This is a genomic window from Enterobacter sp. ECC_219_Taxon_10 (assembly GCF_058354905.1).
In genome coordinates this window covers 1225570-1239925 of sequence record NZ_CM178005.1, presented here as the reverse complement: position 1 = coordinate 1239925, position 14356 = coordinate 1225570, and the positions used below count along the sequence as shown (strand labels likewise).

The 14356-nt window shown below is 51.8% G+C and carries 17 protein-coding genes; all 17 read right to left on the bottom strand.

What is annotated here, in order from left to right; genetic code table 11:
- Nucleotides 1-50 precede the first annotated feature (50 nt).
- Nucleotides 51-650 (bottom strand): tail assembly protein, encoded by a 600-nt coding sequence (locus tag AC4ICF_RS05835; protein ID WP_491466189.1) that lies wholly within the window; start codon nt 648-650, stop codon nt 51-53.
- A complete protein-coding gene (locus AC4ICF_RS05830) occupies nt 635-1369 on the bottom strand; it encodes a C40 family peptidase (protein ID WP_491466188.1) in 735 nt (244 codons plus the stop codon). The genes AC4ICF_RS05835 and AC4ICF_RS05830 overlap by 16 nt, the downstream gene beginning before the upstream one ends.
- Nucleotide 1370: 1 nt before the next feature.
- Complete coding sequence (locus AC4ICF_RS05825; RefSeq protein ID WP_491466187.1) at nt 1371-2126, bottom strand: phage minor tail protein L; 756 nt, start codon at nt 2124-2126, stop codon at nt 1371-1373.
- Nucleotides 2123-2461 (bottom strand): phage tail protein, encoded by a 339-nt coding sequence (locus AC4ICF_RS05820; protein ID WP_491466186.1) that lies wholly within the window; start codon nt 2459-2461, stop codon nt 2123-2125. Before AC4ICF_RS05820 ends, AC4ICF_RS05825 begins: the two co-directional genes overlap by 4 nt.
- Before the next feature lie 2 nt (nt 2462-2463).
- Complete coding sequence (locus AC4ICF_RS05815; protein WP_491466185.1) at nt 2464-5793, bottom strand: phage tail tape measure protein; 3330 nt, start codon at nt 5791-5793, stop codon at nt 2464-2466.
- Between the two features lie 238 nt (nt 5794-6031).
- Nucleotides 6032-6394, bottom strand: coding sequence for a phage tail protein (locus tag AC4ICF_RS05810; protein WP_045326818.1), 363 nt, complete (start codon nt 6392-6394; stop codon nt 6032-6034).
- A 64-nt stretch (nt 6395-6458) separates the two neighbouring features.
- The gene (locus AC4ICF_RS05805; protein ID WP_491466184.1) at nt 6459-6914 is read right to left on the bottom strand and encodes a phage tail protein; all 456 of its coding nucleotides are present in this window, start codon (nt 6912-6914) and stop codon (nt 6459-6461) included.
- Nucleotides 6915-6946: 32 nt separating this feature from the next.
- On the bottom strand, nt 6947-7351 hold the full coding sequence (locus tag AC4ICF_RS05800; protein ID WP_058679258.1) for an HK97-gp10 family putative phage morphogenesis protein: 405 nt from the start codon (nt 7349-7351) through the stop codon (nt 6947-6949).
- Nucleotides 7348-7737 (bottom strand): hypothetical protein, encoded by a 390-nt coding sequence (locus tag AC4ICF_RS05795; protein WP_491466183.1) that lies wholly within the window; start codon nt 7735-7737, stop codon nt 7348-7350. Before AC4ICF_RS05795 ends, AC4ICF_RS05800 begins: the two co-directional genes overlap by 4 nt.
- Nucleotides 7718-8062: a phage head closure protein gene (locus AC4ICF_RS05790; RefSeq protein WP_045326823.1), complete on the bottom strand. Its 345-nt coding sequence runs from the start codon at nt 8060-8062 to the stop codon at nt 7718-7720. The genes AC4ICF_RS05795 and AC4ICF_RS05790 overlap by 20 nt, the downstream gene beginning before the upstream one ends.
- Complete coding sequence (locus tag AC4ICF_RS05785; protein WP_491466182.1) at nt 8059-8385, bottom strand: head-tail connector protein; 327 nt, start codon at nt 8383-8385, stop codon at nt 8059-8061. The genes AC4ICF_RS05790 and AC4ICF_RS05785 overlap by 4 nt, the downstream gene beginning before the upstream one ends.
- Entirely contained in the window at nt 8385-8621 is a 237-nt protein-coding gene (locus AC4ICF_RS05780) for a DUF7210 family protein (RefSeq protein WP_152921634.1), read from the bottom strand. The genes AC4ICF_RS05785 and AC4ICF_RS05780 overlap by 1 nt, the downstream gene beginning before the upstream one ends.
- A 40-nt stretch (nt 8622-8661) precedes the next feature.
- Complete coding sequence (locus tag AC4ICF_RS05775; protein WP_046091695.1) at nt 8662-9873, bottom strand: phage major capsid protein; 1212 nt, start codon at nt 9871-9873, stop codon at nt 8662-8664.
- 9 nt (nt 9874-9882) lie between these two features.
- Nucleotides 9883-10731: a head maturation protease, ClpP-related gene (locus AC4ICF_RS05770; protein ID WP_346808219.1), complete on the bottom strand. Its 849-nt coding sequence runs from the start codon at nt 10729-10731 to the stop codon at nt 9883-9885.
- Nucleotides 10732-10744: 13 nt separating this feature from the next.
- Nucleotides 10745-12049, bottom strand: coding sequence for a phage portal protein (locus tag AC4ICF_RS05765; RefSeq protein ID WP_491466181.1), 1305 nt, complete (start codon nt 12047-12049; stop codon nt 10745-10747).
- A complete protein-coding gene (locus AC4ICF_RS05760; RefSeq protein WP_491466180.1) occupies nt 12049-13785 on the bottom strand; it encodes a terminase large subunit in 1737 nt (578 codons plus the stop codon). Before AC4ICF_RS05760 ends, AC4ICF_RS05765 begins: the two co-directional genes overlap by 1 nt.
- Nucleotides 13785-14282, bottom strand: coding sequence for a phage terminase small subunit P27 family (locus AC4ICF_RS05755; protein WP_080327451.1), 498 nt, complete (start codon nt 14280-14282; stop codon nt 13785-13787). The genes AC4ICF_RS05760 and AC4ICF_RS05755 overlap by 1 nt, the downstream gene beginning before the upstream one ends.
- Between the last annotated feature and the right edge of the window lie 74 nt (nt 14283-14356).

Here is a 14356-nt window from a genome sequence, read left to right as displayed (position 1 = left end):
TGCGCCCATAAAAAAAGCCACCCGAAGGTGGCCTGTAAAAGGTTCGTTATCTACTGCTGATCTTCGACATAAATTCCGGCAGAAATAATCGCTCCGCCTATACGCCGGCGACCATAAAGGAGCGGGACCGGGTAGCCCTGAGCTGCAGTGTTTGTAACTCCGCCGAACGCGTAGGATGCGCGGTTATCTGCGCTTTGTTTGCTGGCCAATCCGGTTGGCTGAGGGGAAAGCATTTGCACAACACCGCCGACCATCATCGCCGCACCAAATTGTGCGACACCATAACCGGCCGCAGATAATGTACCCGCTGAAAAATAGCCTATCGCAACCCCGACAACGACCAGAACTGCGCCAAGGATTGTTTGCAGTACACCCGCTTTTTTACTGCCAATGATTATTGGAACAATGCGGATAACGTCGCCGGTAACCGGAAAGCCAAGATCATCCTCACCAATATTTCTTTTCCCTTCGAAAACGGAAAAAGTGAGTCCTCGGCGCTGACTGGATATCATAAACTGCTCAAATCCAGGGATGGTTTTAGCGAGTGCAACCCCCGCTTCACTCACTCGAGAGATTAGTCGGTGGTGAACTTTGCCGAAGGTTTTGCCGAGCACACCACCAAGCTCAATACGACTCATAACTTCCTGCATTCTTCATCTCCCTTTAGATCTTTATAACGAACAATTTTCATTGTCCGTTCTTGCCAGTAACCACCATACGGCACGCGCTGGCTCAGATGCCCGTATAGGTGGTGCAACAGCATATTACCCTCAAGCAGAATCCCCGCGTGATTCCACTTATCAGCCTGGACCTGCATGATCACCATATCACCGGGTTTCGGCGGCCCATCAAACTCACGGAATCCACATTCGTACCAGCAATCCTGATAGAAATTGTCCGAATAATCATTTTCCCACCAGGGATAATCAACCCGGTAATCGTGTAGCTCGATACCATGCGTTTGCCGGAAATAGCTCATTACCAGCCCCCAGCAGTCGAAGTGGCCAAGCACAAACGGACGCTCCAGCAGCGGCAGTTCTCCGCGCGGCTGGATGGTGCGTAAATCACCCTCCGGCCAGCTCACAATATGCCAGGGTAAAAGCGTTGCGTCGCATTGCGCTTTATCCAGTTCGCTCGGCTGTGTCGTGGCATCAGGGTGACTGTGAGCGATGGCGATCACCGTGCCCCAGTCCTCAGCAGCTGCGTAATCTTCCGGGCAGAGGACAAAATTGTCCTCCGGCTCCGTGGCAAGGTTGCGGCACGGGAAATAACGTTCAACGCGGCTTTTCTGCGCCACCACGCCGCAACACTCAAGAGGATATTCAGCTGCAGCATGCGCCATAATGGCATCAATGGTTTTCTGCCGCATATCAGCTCCTGATCAAAGACGTGCCAGGGAACCCACCAAACGAGAGCTCGTTATTTTCACCGAACCTAAGTTTGCAGGCCGTCAGAGTGCCGTTGCATTCATCAAGCGACGGATCGCTGACAGGGTTGTTGTTTTTGTCGAAATAGTTGGTCCCCGCATAATCGCAGCCATCGCCGGTACGATACTTGTTCCGGATGCACCAGGTACACAGGGAATGAAGCTGCCGAGTAGGGATCATTTGCCCCTGCAGGTCCATCGGGCTGGATAGCGTGAACTCAACCACTTCGTTGGTTTCACTACTCTTTGCATCGATGTAGAAAACCTTCAGCTTTTCCTGGGTCGGGTCAGCTGTTGGATTGCCGTCGGCAAAGTTAATCGCGTCAAGATATTTGCTCAGCGTGTCATGGATGGTCACTTTCGCCTGCAGCATATCGTCATAAGCCAGACAAAGAGCCGTAATGGAGCTATCAAGGTTGGCCACCGATAATTTTGGCTGAGCACTACTTCCACTGGTAGATGCCTCGATCCCCTCAATCTGACAGGGCCAGGCTTTATACTCCTCACCCTGCCACCAGATTGATTTAGCCGGGAGATTATTTTCGTCTCCCCCTGCTGCGACAATTTCCGCCTCAGTATGGGCCAGGTTGTAGCTGTGAAATCTCAGCACCTCACCTGTACCAAAGGCCGTTCCATCGACCTCATAAAGCCTGACTGCATCGCCGGGCTCAAGCTTCTGATAATCTGCATTGAGACTCATGGTTTGAATGCCTGTTGGAAAGTTGCGGAAAGGGAGTAGTTCTCACCGCCCATCGGTGTGGGGTTATACTCGGCACAACGATATAAGCCAAGCTGCTCAAGCGGTGGTTTCCACTGAAACGCTTTTGTACCTCCATGCCTGTCAAGAAAGGTTTTTATCGACTGAATGTATTCCTCAGTTCCAACAAAATTCATTTCCCATTGTTGGCTGCGAGAATTGATACCGTCGCCAGAAATCTGCTCGTAACCATCCCCAAACTTAGCGCTTCTTGTCCTGAACGAAACGGTTTGCGTCGGGCTAACTCTGGGGCTCCAGGAGAAGGTTTCGATAGCCATGTTTATCGGGTTCCTTTCATTGCATTCCAGATATCACCACCAGGGCGGATATCACGCATGACATTTTGCTTATATCGCTGATCGACAAAACGCCCTACATCAGCACCGAACTGTTCCAGCCCTGAGGGTGCCTGTGTGGATGTATTACCGTTTGAATCAATAGTGATATAAACCTTCGGCGCAATGTCGCCTCCCGCTCCAGCACCATTAACAGCACGCACCCCAAGTGAACCATCCGCTGCACGGGTTAGCGGCATGATCGCCTCCGGTCCAGCTTCTCCCATTACTCCGGCACCTTTTGCGAAAGCAAAAAACGTAGGATTATCGACGATCTGACCGCTATAAGTGCTCAAATCTGAGGACGAATAAACGCCTCCTTTAGCGTTGAACTGGAAGTTGCTTCCATAATCGGCAATCGCTGTTCCTGAACTGGCCGCCGCACCGCTACCAACAGCACCAAATACACTCGAACCTACGCTCATGATGGAACTCAGAATCGTATTAGTTAGCAACGCCTGGGCTGCCATATCGACTAGGTTCTGAATTATCGACTGAGTTAACGTGGAGAACAGGTTGGTCAAGCCCTCTTTAAAGGTCTGAGTTTTTGTCAACAGCCCCGTCAGGACATTAGTGGTACGGTCACGAGTAGCCTCCACCAGACCGATCGCCAGATTATTGAAGTCACTCTGTGAGCGATATAATTCCAGCGCGGTCTGATACTGAGCATCAGCAGAATCTTTAGTGCTCTTCTGCATCAGCATTTCGTACTGCTGCTTACTTACTGCGCCATTGCGATAATAAGTCTCGATCAGGCTTTGCTGCTGTATAAGTTGATTTCTTTGCTGGGCAAGTGGATCAACGTCACCGGCAAGCTCAAGACGAGGTGCTGAAAGAGCATCCGCCTGCGCCTGCAGGATTTGACGGGAGGTATCCTGTGACAGCTTCACTCGCGCTGCCATGAATTCCTTTTCATTAATCAGACGGGCATCAAGTAGCGACTTCAGCTCCTGACTGGCTTCCTTTTCCTGATTTATAGCCGTTTGCGCGGGTGAGTACTGCTCTGCAAGCTCTACGCGTTGTTTCTGATAATTCTCAGCATTCATCAGCAACGTGCGCTGCAGGTCCTGATCACTTGCTCCATTTTTACGGGCAGCTGCGGTCAGCTTTTCCTGACTGGCTCTTTCCTGCAGGTCGATTCTGCTAAGGCTGGTTGCGTGAGCTTCTTCTATCTCCCTGCGCAACTGAAGGTACTGATTAACCGTTTCCTTCTTAGCCTTTTCAGTATCTTCTCCAGTCCACGGCGTGGTAACCCCCTCCCCAGCTTTCGCGGTCTCAGCTGTAATAGTTTTGATGTCACTCGCGAGCGATTTAGCTTGATCTGCAATCCCTGTCTGAACCAGAAATCGTGCCTTACTAATATTCTCAAGGTTAGACTGTGTTGTCTCTAACCCTTTATTTACCGCTTCAAGGTCTGCTTCTGCTCGTTTTTTGCTGTCCTCAACCCCTTTTTTCTGCCGGAATGGGTCGAAACCACCGAGGCTATCAAGTCTGCTGTCTGCGTCCTGAATTTCCTTAATAAGCTGGTTACGCTGAGTCACCTGATTTTCATATTGGTCTTGCAGGTCAATCTGCTTAACGGCCAGTTGTTTATCAGACATCTGCATCAGCGCAGCAGTGGTTTCAATTACCGCATCTTTGAGGTTAATTGCAGATTGACGAGCATCTTTCGCCTGCTGATGAAAATACAAAAGCGCAGAACCTGCCAGCATTGCAGCACCGAACGGCCCTCCAACCAGTGCTAAAGCCCCACGAGCAAGCCCAACTGCAACCGAGGCAGCCCGAGCAGATACTGAGACCTGCCGATTCGCTGCAGCAAGCTGCATTTTTGCTCGGGTTGCCAGATTCGTTTGCTCGGTTTCTTCTCTAATTAACCGGTTAAACTCCCCCTGGTAATTAACGTTCAGGCCTTGCTGCCTGGCGGTCTTTTCCATCTGGCGGTAGTACCCAAACTCTGCATCATTGCGCTCAAGCGTGGCGGCAGTTGCTTCCGGCGTTTTGCGTGCACCTTCAGCCTGGGCCGCAGCCGCAGCTTTTACGGCTGCCTGATTTTGTTGCCAGGCACTCACGTTTTCGCGAAGACCTGCAGTTAGCTTTGTTGAGAGAACGGGAATCAATGTGTACAAAGCTACGCTTGCAACAGCATTGAAATTATCGGTAAGCAGATTGATACCATCGGTTACTGACTGGATACCGGAACGCAGAGGGCCGGTACTGCTTTGACCAATTTTAATGATCATCCCTTCAAAAGCACTGGTCAGCCCCATGATGTCGCCATTCAGGTTATTCACGCGGATAGCGGCCTGCTCATGCGCAGTCTGTGTGCCGGTGAGAGCCTGGGTCAGCGCGCCAAGTTTGTTGCGATTGTCCACCAGCACCGATGCAGCATTAATATTCTCAACCCCGAATAGTTTTACGGCTTGTGCTGTAGAGAGGTTTTTCTTCGACAGGTTCTCAAGCGCGCCGCTAAGACCAACAACCGAAGGTTTGAGCGTTTTGTCGGTCCCCTTCTCCAGTGCAAGAATAACGTTTCTGAGCGCAGTACCTGCTTCACCGCCTTTGATTTCACGCTCGGCCAGAACCTGAATCGCAGCATTCAGCGTTTCAAACCCGACACCTGCCTGAGCAGCGGCCACACCGCCATTTTTAATAGCCGCAGCGGTATCTGCTATTTCCGACGCCCCGAATTTGGCACCGGCAGCGAGCACATTGATATAACGATCCGCTTCCTGAGCCCCTGCTCCGAACTGGTTAAGCGAAAGGGCCAGAGTGCGGGTTGCATCTGGCAAAGTAGAGCCTGCCGCCTGAGCAAGAGTAAGCGCGCTCTTGGTCGCCTCAGTAAGCCCGTCTGCGGTTTGAAGAAGTTCAGGTTTAGCGGATGCCATCAGCTTCAGAGCTTCCACAGCCTGACTCGCACTGTATTCAGTGCTTCGCCCCATCTCCTGAGCTGCTTCATCAAGCGTTTTTAACTGGGTACCTGTAGCACCGGTGATTGCAGAAAGATCGGACAAAGCCTGTCCATATTCCCGCGTAGTCGCAATTATGGTGCCAAGAGATAAACCGGCACCGGCAAATCCTGCCAGGCGGCCAGCAACACCTGCGATGGTTTTACCCATCCGGGAATAAGCTTCATCTGTCTTTTTTGCATCTTCTTGTGCGTTACGGTTGAAACGCTTTGAAGAATTCTCAGCATCACCGTATGCACCCATCAACTGAGATTTAAAATTGGCTGCGTTGAGATGCAGCCCGACGGCAAGGGAAGCAACGTCAGCCATTACATTAACGCTCTCATTACGGCCGCACACTGGTCGTCAACATTATTAACTACAGCAGGAGGCGGGGTTTCAGGAATCGGAGAAAACTCTTCACCAGGACGGCTTATGGCACCAGTACGCAGAAAATACGCACGCCAGTGATAGAGGGTTTCTACAGGTAGTGCAGCTATCTTTGATGGATCAGGCTCGCCCCAGCGGTCAGCCAACCAGAAAATAAACTCCAGCCAGGGCGAGCTCGTTAGTTTTTTTCCGCGTCTTCAAGTTTGCCCAGGGCATGCTTTTTAACGATGGCAATAGCGTCCAACAGGGCCACATTGTCATGCGCTTGCAGCAGCTCTGCTGCGGTTGGTTTGTCTTCAACTGCGATTAGGCTGCCGTCGGGATGAACAAGACAATCGACAATCAACTGCACACTGAGTTCGGAAGCTTTGCGCGCATCCTCAGCAATCTGGCTGTCACGCAACGCTTCTTCATGATCGATAAGCTCACCCGCCGTCATACGTCGTAGATAAACGGTGGTGCCGAAAATTTCGGCGGTAACAATGGTATTTTTAGGCCTCAGAAGAGCTGATTTCAGTGCAGAAACATCGATGGTAGTCATAGTAATTCCTGAAAGTTAAATAATAAAAAGCCGCCGTGAGGCGGCCAATGAATAACGTTTATGTTCAGCTGCCAGCAGCAGTACCCCAGGTAATATTGTTCTGTTTACCCTGAACTGTAATCTGAATAACCTCGCTCGCCGGGGCAATGATTTCATTCATCTGCCAGCCAGACAGGGCCAGGATCATATTCGCTGTTCGCCCGTTTGGCAGCTCAACGTAAAACTGAACTGTTTCACGGTTCTCTGCCGCATTGAGGAAATCGGCAAAGTCCTGGTTAGCTGGATCGTCAATGAACCCTAGTGATTTTTCCGGGCCTTCCGGCAGGTCAGAAATAAACTGTTTGCTTTTATCAATGAGCGTGGTGCAGTCTACGAAGCCTCCCGTCTGGCCTGTGGCACCCAGTGCTTTACAGTTGATAAGCGGTTTCATTGTTGCTACGTCGCTGCCCGCAGCCCCCCACATAACGACAGTGCCAGCAGGTAGCATCGCGTACTCTGGCGAAGTTTTATTATCAGCCATAATTTCTCTCTCTTTGATGATGGCAGCGAGCGCTACCGATGGTTTTCAATACGGTCACGTATTTCTATTGCGAGGATGCGCAGAACTTTCGCTTTTTGATAATCGAGCGCCGGACGGATGAACGGACTGGCGACCTGCTTCACAGTCCCCATCTCCTGAGCCAACGCTTTGATGAAGTGTTTTTTGCTCGGGCCAACGCGAAGATAAACAACCGCATTGCCTTTAGCTTTCGAAGAAGATGAGCGGATTTTTATTGAATCACGCATATGCTCATCTTTTGCTGTTTCGTCATACCCAGCATGCGCTTTCATATCTTCCAGAACAGGTTCAAGAGCTGCTTTTCCTGCCTCCCGTAAAACCTGCGTACCAACCTTTTCACCAAGGGCAAGGAGCTGACGCTCGAGTTCTTGAAGTCCTTTGACCTCCATGCGGATCATGATGACTCCTCATAATAATAAAGTACGTAATCTCGGATAAACTTGTACTGAACCTGATTACTGGTAAGAGTCGCCTTGTCCTGCAGAATATTTCCACGCTGAATATATTGAACTGGATAACCTTCAAGCTCTCCGTGGATAATACCTTTCCAGTGAGACCAGATAGCCTTATCCAGTTTGACCAGCCCGGTGTAATCACCCACTTTATACATTGAGATTTGAAAGCGCCCAGCTATCAGCCCTGTACGCACCATCCCGTTTTCTATATCCGGGTCTGATATCAGCTGAAAAGTAATTCCGTTTTGCTCACTGTCTGGCAGCAGGAGAGGATAAACAGCCATTCCGGAAAGGCGTTCAAGCGAGGTTTTAATTGCCTGTTCTATCATGTCGGATATCCCGTTCAGCCGTAATTACACATCGATCAGGATTGCTACGGTCAACAGCGCGTACGGTATAGACCTCTTCATTCCATGTTACTTTCCAGTCAGCTTGAATGTCTGGACGTAGCCGGATCGTGAATAGCCAGGTTTCAACCACCTGCTGCTGGTCGATTGTGCGGATTTTTCGATTAGATACGTTTTCCGCCTTTGCCCATACAGTAGCAACCTCCACCGCAATTGACGGGAGAGGTTCTCCAAGCGGTCCCCGCTGAGTTTCCATTTTCTCTAATCTGATGCGTTTATTGAGCTCGCCAGCACGTAAAGAATTCATAGGCCATAAATCCTGTAAGGCTGAAGTAGAGCTTCGACGGCAAAGGGGACCTGAGCCACGGTCTCACCGATAACAATAGATTCACGATTCGCGTACCAGTGACCTATCAGCAGTAGCATTGCCGCCTTAACATCATCATTAAGTAGAATAGGGTCCGGGTCATCTGCGTAGCCAGGGGAGCTTTGATTTTCATAGAGCGTTCGCCTTGTCCACGTTTGGACGTACCGCGCCGCCGCACCGGTGTATAAAGTCAGCAGGCCGTCATCACCGGTAAAGTCGCTATCAATGCGGCAGTGCTGTTTCACCACATCAAGATCGACCATTATTTTTTCGCCTTCTTGTCCACTTTTACTTCCGGCTGTTCCTGCTGCTGTTCCTGCTGCTGTTCCTGCTGCTGTTCCTGCTGCTGTTCCTGCTCTGCAGGATTTTCTGATTCATCGAGCATCGCATAGCCTTTTTTGATGAGCTCGCGACCGTGCTGTTCCAGAGTTTCCAGCGGAAGCCCCTCAGTAACGACGGTACCGCCGAAATAAATCGGTTTGAGTGCGATCAGTTTCATTTTCCCACCTGTGAAAGCGGCCCGAAGGCCGCAGTGTTTATCAGCTACCTGAGCCGGTACTGAAGGAGCCATACACGAACGCTTCAGGGCGTTTAACGGCCAGCGCCAGACGTTCCTCGCAACGGATGGTGATCATGTTTTTCTCGAAGTCGTCAGCGTTCTCCGTGGAGATAACGACGTTGGCATCTTCGCGGTCGAAGATTTGCGCCCCAGCGTTGAAAGCACCGGTCAGGAATTTACCCTGGAAGGCCGCCGCTTCCGTGGCAACAACCGGCAAGCCCCACAGCGTCGGTCCAGTCAGCGCTGCAGGGTTAGCCAGGATGTAGCGGCCCAGGCTGTCTTTGGTCAGTTCGATCCGCGCCCAGTCAATGAAGTGAAGAACGTGGCCGGATGCCGGGAAGCGAGCCAGTTGCGCCTGCAGCATTGCCAGACGCAGATCGTCAATACCGCTCTGCTGTTCTACAGTAAACGCCGGGTTAAATGCTGACGCCTGAGGAACAATGCCGTGCAGATGCACGCCGGTACCATCACCGAAGAGAATTTCCTGCTCTTCCGCGTACTTCAGTCCGTAGCGCATTTCTGCATCAACGGTCGACTGCAGCTGTGCGAAGTCATCTAGGATCTGCTTTGAGGCTTTGAACAGGTGAGCGATGGTGCTTACGCCAGTGATTTTCGGCGTAAACTCAATTTCGCTGTATGGTTTCTGTGTATTTTCAGGAACCACTTTCGCGTTGTTGGTAAAGCCAGTCTGTTGCACCCAGAAAATAGCAGGGGAGGAAGTGCGACCAGGCGCAATCAGATCGCGGATGAACAGGCGCTGCTTCGGTGCCGTATCGATGCCCGGAATTCGCTGGGGTTCGATAACGCCATCAGGCACATCAGCAGAAGTCAGTGCCGCCTTAACCGGGATACTGATACGTTTGCCACCTTCCACCCCGGAGGCAAAGGTTTTCAGCGCTTCAGCAGAGATCACCTGCTGGCCGATTGACTCCACAACATGCTTCGCGTTTGCCAGCGGCATCTGGGCAACATGTTGCTCCAGTTCGCCCATAGCTGCCTTCAGCGTTTTTTCTGCCTCACGCAGTGCGTTGAACTCAGAAGCCATTTTATCAACGGCTGCCTTTGTTTCTTCTGACAGCTTGCCGGACTTCTGCGCCTCCTTCACTGCTTCTTCTGCTTTCGCGTTGAACTTGCCGGTTGCCTCTTCAATGCTGGCCGTGACTTTTTTCAGAATATCGTTTACTTCAGACATAAAGGGTCCTTATTTGACTAACGCCGCCAGGGCGCTTTCAAGTGAATTGATGGTTTCAGGTTTGATGTCTTCGGCAGCGCCCGGCGTACCGTCGTTGGTGGTGACAGCGCCAGGCATGCCACCGGATAAGGCTTTAATGAGTTTTCTGCGCTCAGAGCGCGGGGTGTTGGTCTTGGCCAGCAATGCATCAAGTTTGCGAAGCGCGGCTGCAGGCGATTCGTCGCCGTCGCTGACCGCATCTGCAGAAAGCAAGCTGTCTGCCAGTCCCTTCGCCACAGCATCACTGCCACCGATATAGCTTTCCGCGTCCATCAGCTTCTGCACAGCGGCCATATCAAGGCCGGAGCGCGCCGCGTAGATGTCAGCCATAGCGGTATCGAAGGGTTCCAGTGACTGTGCCAGTTCTGCAAAATCATGGCGGTTTCCCATCGCGTAGACCCAGCAGTTGTGGATCATCAGGAAGGCACCTCGGCCAATCTGAATATCATCCCCGGCCATCGCAATTATCGAGGCGGCGCTTGCGGCAATGCCCAGCACCTTCACCGTTACGCGGCCTTCGTATTCGCGGAGCAGGTTATAAATAGCCAGACCTTCGAACATGTCCCCGCCAGGTGAGTTGATATTCACCGTGACGTCGGTGCCGTTCATCGCCCTAAGCGCACCGGCAATACGTTTAGCTGTTACCCCTTCGCCCCAGTAGTCCTGCCCGATAACATCAAAAACAGAAATGCTGTTATCGTCGGTGGCAGCCGCTTTGATCCCGCCGTCCCAGCGGTCCAGTGCGGACGGTAATGTTTCACAGGTAACGCGCGCGCAGGGGCGACCCGCCGGTGCTACCGGAAGTTGTTTTTTGCTCATCAGGAAAGTGCTCCTAAGCGGCCTGTTTCAGCGGAGATTGTTCAAAGGAAATATCGGGGAATACGTGGTTATGCAGCTCTCGTAGGGCCAGTGCCTGAACAGCAGTGTTGCTGCTTTCGAGATTTTTCAGTTGCGTCAGGTTGAGCTGAACGGTGTAAATATCGCCCCCTTCAATTGGCGGCATGTTCTCAAGGCGACGAACGTCATTACGGGACATCCAGCCATTCTGAAGCGCGCTGGTATAGTAAGCAGCACGCCCTGCGCTGTCAGCGCGCAACAGTCCTTCAACGGAGAACTCTGCAAACACTTCGTCATCGCTGTCGAGTAAGCACCGGCCAATTTCTTGCTCAATATTCACCAGCAGCGGTCTAAGAGTATGAGTCAGGAACTGCAGGTTCATGCCCTCAAGGCTGGATGCCCAGCTGCTTTGTTTCGTGGTGTGGCCAACCATGAAAGGAGGCACGCGAAACCAGCGGCAGATTTCCTCAATACTGAAAGATCGGCTTTCCAGCATCTGGGCGTTTTCGGGATTCATGGTAACGCCCTGGTACTTTAGACCTCCCTCCAGCACCATTATTTTTCCGGCATTCTTTGAGCCGGTGAACTTTGCCATGTACTCCCGGAGCCTTTCCCTCTGCTCATCGCTTAATGCTTGTTCCGCTGTCAGGAAGCCAGAACTTTGTAATCCTTGCTCGAATATTTTTGCCGCAGACTCTTCTACAGCCATTGCAGAACCGATCACATCCCGGCCAGTCTTCATCGGCATCATGCCGCAAACGCCGTCCAGACCGAACCCGCGAATGTGCATGATGTTTTTGACCGGAATGACGCGCTCGTTTCCGTTTTCAGTGTATTTGTATTCCAGCGCCCCGGTAGAGAGACGTTTAACCACCATGTTCTGCGGCAGCAAAGGCACCAGCGAAACCAGGCGGTTTGCGATGAATTTCTTCTCAATGAAGGCGTTCCCGCGCAGGCAAATACTGGCGACAACCATCAACATAAAGCGTGATGGTGTCATTTCTGAATTGGGTCGGCGGCACAGTATCGAATAGGCAGGATGATCAGTTGCCGCTTTACGCGAACCGTCAGGCTGTCGAACGTATATTTTCAGCGGCAGGGTTGAAATAGACTCGCTTAACAGTCTTACGCATGCCCACACAGCCGATAGCTGGATGGCTTTATCGGCCGTGACCACCTTTCCGCTGTTGCTGGTGCCAAACCATTCCTCCCAGAACGTGCCGGTAGTCAGACTGATAGGCACACCAAGCCAGTTAAGCAGAGCGCTTTTCACCCTGCCTGGCTGTTTGTTTTTTTTCATCAGAAACCTACCATGATGGGATTATTGAAGAATCCGGAGAGATCCTGCTGGTCGTTACCACCGTTTACCAGAACGCGGCTCATTGCTGTGAACAATGCCGCCGGGCCATCAATCTTGGCCTCTGGTGTGGACTTGTTCGGGAAAATGTTCTCGTTCCGGTCAGGTTTGACGGTTACGTTGGACATCATCCAGTTCATTACCGGGTGATCGCTGTGATGGAAGCGGCCACCGTATACCAGTGCTTCGACCTCTTTCATCGCCTCAGAGAAATTGCGAACCGTCTGCGGAACTTCCACCAGCGGCAGTCCTTCTTCTGCCAGCGCAAGGCTGAACTGCGTCGCACTCCACGGGTCGAAGCCAATTTCTTTCAGACTCTCGCCAGCAACCCACACCTGCAGCTCTTCCTTAATCTGAGCATGGTCGATCACATCCCCGTCGGTAAGGATCAGCTTGTCCATCCCGGACCACTTACGATAGAGCTCTGCCATCTGGCGTGAACATTTCTCAAGGCGTCCTTCCGGTAGCCAGAATTTAAAATCCGCATGAACGTGGCCATCTGGCGCGCGCCAGACTTTCGCGGCCGCACAGATATCAATTTTGTTTGACAGGTCAACGCCCACCCAGGATGGGTATGTTTTAAGTTCGTGCTGCGGAGCGATAAACTCGCATTTCTCCCATTTCATCATGTCCATCCAGGCTGACTCAGCGGTAACCCAGATATTCATGTGCTTGGTGAAAAAGTTAATTCTGGCCGAAACCTGCTCTTTCGCCTTTTTAGCCAGGCGTCGCAGGTCATCCCAGCGCTTACAGATACCCAGCCCCGGATTCGCCTTCTGCCAGACTTTTTCATCAAAGGGATCGTCACCTTCATCTAAGGTGTAGATGATGGCAAAAAACGTATCGTCTTTAACCAGGCCGCGCAGGACCTTGATTGCGTAATCGCGTAGTTCGTAACAGATGCCTTCTTTGTTGAATCCGGCGGTGGTGATACCGAAAAGCAGAGATTGCAGGCGCGCGCCGGTGGCCGTCTCAAGAACGTCCCAGACGTCACGGGTTTTATGAGCATGCAGCTCGTCGACGATGGCGCAATGAATGTTCAGGCCGTCGAGGTTGTTCGCATCTGATGATAAAGGCTCGAATTTGGAGGCCGTTTGCTCCTGGTAGATAGCGAGCTTGTTGAATTCGAAGATCCGCCCAAGAGTGGCTTTCGCCTTCTTGACCATATTTTTCGCGTCTTCAAAAACAATTCGCGCCTGGTCACGGGTGGTTGCAGCGGAATAAACCTCCGCCCCGCCCTCACCGTCTGCGCCAGCCATATAAAGCCCCACACCGGAGCAAAGCGTTGATTTGGCATTTTTACGGGCCACCTCAACATCTGCTGTACGGTAACGCCGAACCATCACCGGCCGACCGCTGCCATCGTTACGCAGAACGGTTTCCCCCGTCTCTTCGTTAACCAGCGGGATAACAAAACCAAAAATATTAATCAGGATGAAAACATGCCAGTCCATCAGCTCGATAGGCTGGCCTGCCAGAGCGCCTTTTACGTGAGGCACAAAATTATAGAAATTCAAAATGTGCTGCGCGCGCGGCTCACTGAAGAAAATACCGCGCTCTTCGCCGTGTGCCAGATCGTCAAGAAAACGCTGACAGGAAAGGCGCACATACTCACAGGCAATAATTTCCCCCGCCACCACCCTCTCGGCGTAGCGGATGCCTTCTGCAACCTTAGCCATTAATCCCTCGCTTTCATAAACTCGGCCAGCGGATCAACCGCATCAGGACCTTTTGCATTCACTTTAGAGCGGCTGGCTGGCGTCATGCCGAACTCACCGAGCATGGCGCGCAGACGTTTCCAGGCATCAGCTTTCATAATGGCGGCCGGGTGAGCCTTGATCATGCGAATCTCTCGCTCTTTGCCTTCGTCTGGCTCTTCGTCGCTATAAACGGCGTAGGTGTAGCCTTCTCTCTCCAGCGTATCGCAGTGATGCCGGTACTCGGTGTAAACCTCAACCAGAAGCTCAAGTGCTCTCGCGTCCAGCTGCGACATGACGCCAAGCGCATCGAGCTCTTCAGCCATACGCCTGAACCAGTATTTCCCCTGCTTGTCGAAATGCTTCGGCGTTGGGGGTACCCCTGGAGTTGGCTTTGGTTCGTTTTCATTAATCGGGCGTTTTGATGGGTTACCCCTCACCAAACGTAGATGGGTCGGGGTTTTCGGTGGTCCAGACATAATCGAAAACTCCTATTAATCATCGAGTGGGGGACCCCATAAAAAAGTTTTCTAACCTGCGGCGATGTGAAAAG

What these genes read in the sequence shown, in the direction of transcription:
- AC4ICF_RS05835 (WP_491466189.1), bottom strand. Translation starts at nt 650, where the DNA reads ATGCAGGAAGTTATGAGTCGTATTGAGCTTGGTGGTGTGCTCGGCAAA.
- AC4ICF_RS05830 (WP_491466188.1), bottom strand. Translation starts at nt 1,369, where the DNA reads ATGCGGCAGAAAACCATTGATGCCATTATGGCGCATGCTGCAGCTGAA.
- AC4ICF_RS05825 (WP_491466187.1), bottom strand. Translation starts at nt 2,126, where the DNA reads ATGAGTCTCAATGCAGATTATCAGAAGCTTGAGCCCGGCGATGCAGTC.
- AC4ICF_RS05820 (WP_491466186.1), bottom strand. Translation starts at nt 2,461, where the DNA reads ATGGCTATCGAAACCTTCTCCTGGAGCCCCAGAGTTAGCCCGACGCAA.
- AC4ICF_RS05815 (WP_491466185.1), bottom strand. Translation starts at nt 5,793, where the DNA reads ATGGCTGACGTTGCTTCCCTTGCCGTCGGGCTGCATCTCAACGCAGCC.
- AC4ICF_RS05810 (WP_045326818.1), bottom strand. Translation starts at nt 6,394, where the DNA reads ATGACTACCATCGATGTTTCTGCACTGAAATCAGCTCTTCTGAGGCCT.
- AC4ICF_RS05805 (WP_491466184.1), bottom strand. Translation starts at nt 6,914, where the DNA reads ATGGCTGATAATAAAACTTCGCCAGAGTACGCGATGCTACCTGCTGGC.
- AC4ICF_RS05800 (WP_058679258.1), bottom strand. Translation starts at nt 7,351, where the DNA reads ATGATCCGCATGGAGGTCAAAGGACTTCAAGAACTCGAGCGTCAGCTC.
- AC4ICF_RS05795 (WP_491466183.1), bottom strand. Translation starts at nt 7,737, where the DNA reads ATGATAGAACAGGCAATTAAAACCTCGCTTGAACGCCTTTCCGGAATG.
- AC4ICF_RS05790 (WP_045326823.1), bottom strand. Translation starts at nt 8,062, where the DNA reads ATGAATTCTTTACGTGCTGGCGAGCTCAATAAACGCATCAGATTAGAG.
- AC4ICF_RS05785 (WP_491466182.1), bottom strand. Translation starts at nt 8,385, where the DNA reads ATGGTCGATCTTGATGTGGTGAAACAGCACTGCCGCATTGATAGCGAC.
- AC4ICF_RS05780 (WP_152921634.1), bottom strand. Translation starts at nt 8,621, where the DNA reads ATGAAACTGATCGCACTCAAACCGATTTATTTCGGCGGTACCGTCGTT.
- AC4ICF_RS05775 (WP_046091695.1), bottom strand. Translation starts at nt 9,873, where the DNA reads ATGTCTGAAGTAAACGATATTCTGAAAAAAGTCACGGCCAGCATTGAA.
- AC4ICF_RS05770 (WP_346808219.1), bottom strand. Translation starts at nt 10,731, where the DNA reads ATGAGCAAAAAACAACTTCCGGTAGCACCGGCGGGTCGCCCCTGCGCG.
- AC4ICF_RS05765 (WP_491466181.1), bottom strand. Translation starts at nt 12,049, where the DNA reads ATGAAAAAAAACAAACAGCCAGGCAGGGTGAAAAGCGCTCTGCTTAAC.
- AC4ICF_RS05760 (WP_491466180.1), bottom strand. Translation starts at nt 13,785, where the DNA reads ATGGCTAAGGTTGCAGAAGGCATCCGCTACGCCGAGAGGGTGGTGGCG.
- AC4ICF_RS05755 (WP_080327451.1), bottom strand. Translation starts at nt 14,282, where the DNA reads ATGTCTGGACCACCGAAAACCCCGACCCATCTACGTTTGGTGAGGGGT.